This is a genomic window from Parafrankia elaeagni (genome assembly GCF_000374165.1).
GTDB lineage: Bacteria > Actinomycetota > Actinomycetes > Frankiales > Frankiaceae > Parafrankia > Parafrankia elaeagni.
On sequence record NZ_KB893687.1, the window covers coordinates 1 to 2,564 of the forward strand.

The 2,564-nt window shown below is 67.6% G+C and carries 1 protein-coding gene; it reads right to left on the reverse strand.

What is annotated here, in order from left to right; genetic code table 11:
• A partial coding sequence (locus B207_RS0105200) for a hypothetical protein (protein ID WP_018635469.1) occupies window positions 1–2,264 on the reverse strand: 2,264 nt, incomplete at its 3' end.
• Between the last annotated feature and the right edge of the window lie 300 nt (window positions 2,265–2,564).

The window sequence follows — 2,564 nt, forward strand, 5'->3', positions numbered from 1 at the left end:
GCATCGGTCTCACCGCTCGGCGCGTAATGGTAGTTCGCCAGAACCCGACTCAACGTCAACTCGTCCGCGTTCACCCACACCGCCTGGCTGTAGAACCGACTATTGTCATTCAAATGATCCAAAACAGCTTGGGGGGCGGAGTCCGCACGTCCGTAGAAGCCGAGTGACGCGATGTAGGTGACGTTTTCGGTGCTCTTGACGGTGGAGCCGTGGAATCCGCAGAGGGCGACACTGCCGGTATCTTCGGTGACGGCGGGTGGTGTGGAACTGTCCGCTGCTGGTCCGAAGGCGATCGGACCAGCTTGTGTTGTGAGGCGCAGTCCAGACAGGCAGCCGCCCGCCGCGGCGCCGGTCCAGTAGTCGACCTGGAGAAGTCTGTCGCCGGCTTTGAATGTGTGGGTGGCGTAGGAAAGGTCGGGCGAGGTGACGCCTTCGGTGTGGGTTCCGCTGGTTCCGGGCATGGTGAGGCGGACGCCACGGATTCCGGCGTGGTCCCACCAGACTTCCAGCCGCACGGCCCATCCGGCGTCCGGAGACGGCGGATGGTCGAACGCGGTGAGCGTGCCTCGGCTCGCGATCTGCACGGCGTTGCCGTTGACGTCGAGCAGCCACAGCTCGCGGCCGTCGGAGATGCCGACCTTCGAGTAGGTCGCCATGCCAGTTCCGTCTACAGTCGCGGACGTCCAGGTGCTCGCACCGGGAACGACCGAATAGATTTTGAAGTCGCGGGTCATGCCCCAGACAGAGCCGTCCGAGGCGCCGGTCATCCGGACGATTCCCGGGGATTCCCGCTCCACTCGGCCTGTGCCGCCGACCTCCCACGTCTTGCCCTGGCGGCAGCTCCAGACTCGATCGCGATTGGCGACGGCGACGCTCTCAGCCAGGAACCCGAGGTTCAGCCAACTGTCGGTACGCCGATGGAGGTAGCCCCTGACTCCGATCATGTAGACGGACCCGTCGGTACCGCAGGAGACGTCACGGGCGTCGTTCCGGGACCGTTGCCAGGTAGGGGCGAGGTACTGCACGACGAAGTTCTCCGCGTCGACTCCCCAGACCGCGTCACCCGCGGCGGCGATCTTCTTGAGGCCGGCTCGCGGTAGACCGGTGGTGGGCAGCGCTTTCCACTGCCGCGTGGCGAGGTCGAAGCGGACGGGGACCCCGTCGCTGCGGACCCCGTAGGGAGCCCGGGGCGAACCGGACAGGTCGAGGAGCTTGGTGGTGTCGTAGCGCACCGGGCCGGTCGCCGCGGTCGCGGTGGCGCCGTCGAGGCGGCGCACGACGGTCTCGAACGGGTCGATCGCGCGGATCCGTGCGGCCCAGGCGGGCGGCGCGGCCTTGGCGAGCAGAGCCCTGAAGTACTTCACGTTGCTCGGCGTGAAGCCGAGTTCCTGCAGCGGGACGAACAGGCAGCGTTCGACGGTCCTGGTCCGGGTGAGGACCTTGTAGACGTGGATGACCTCGTAGTACTGCATGGACATGGCGTGCATGTGGTTGTAGTTGGTGACCAGTCGGGTGGAGACCTGTTCGCGCTCGGTCTGCGAGGTCTCTCGCACCACGGTCGTCTGGCGGCTGCGCGCCACGGTGGCGAGCTGACCGGTACGGGAGCTGATCCGCTGCGCGACCTGCGCGGCGACGTCGCGTGTGCCGGTAGTCCGGGCGACCGAGGTCGCGATCCCGGCGTTGGACGACGTGCTCCACGACCCACCGAGCGACGCACCGAACAGCGCGAGCCCACCGCTCGCCCCGGCGCTGTCCGAATGGCCGGCCTCGACGGTGCGCGAGAGGCCGTGCTGCTCCTCGCGGGCGATCATGTTCGCCAGCTCGCTGATCGACCGGTCCTGCGTCGTGCCGCTGGTCAGGGCGTCACCCTCGACGGTCGTCTCGTCACCGTCTCCCCGGGTGCGGCGTTCCCAGCCGACCACGGCGACCTTCGTGCATTCGCCGGGCGCCAGACTCAGGCTGTGCAGCAGCCGGCCCAGGGTGACGCCTTCCACCGTCCACGACTGCTCCGTAGTAATGATCATACCTTCGGCGGGCCGGTCGTAGACCGACAGGTCGTCCCTGCCGAGGTTGACCGTCCCCTTCAACTCCCGTGACGCGACCGCACCAGGCATGTCGGTCAGGACCACCGTCTGGTAACGGACGGTCTCCTCGGGGTGGGAATCAGTGGTGGGAAGAAGGTCGTGCGGGGTGGGGCCGTCCAGACCCCCGATGTCCGCGGCGCCGCCCGCGGACGTGCTCGCCGAACTGCCCGTGCCGGCCATCGCGTTTGATGTCCTCTCTAACACGTGAGACGCCGACCAACTGGACCTGGCGGTCCGTAGCCGGCCTGGGTAGACCCAGGCGACTACGGAGCGCCGGATCCCTGTCCGTCGGGCTGGACGCCGGAAGATCCCGGTACTCAGCACATTCCGACTGGTTCAGACTCGGCCGAGCGTCCGCGCGGGAACGCTCGACTCCGCTGGCAACCGTGCTGAGCCAAGAGCCTGACGTGGGTCTATGGCTTGGTGGAGTCGGTCGTTGCCGCTGTGTCCGTGTCGGCCTTGTCGGTCGTTGCCGCCGTG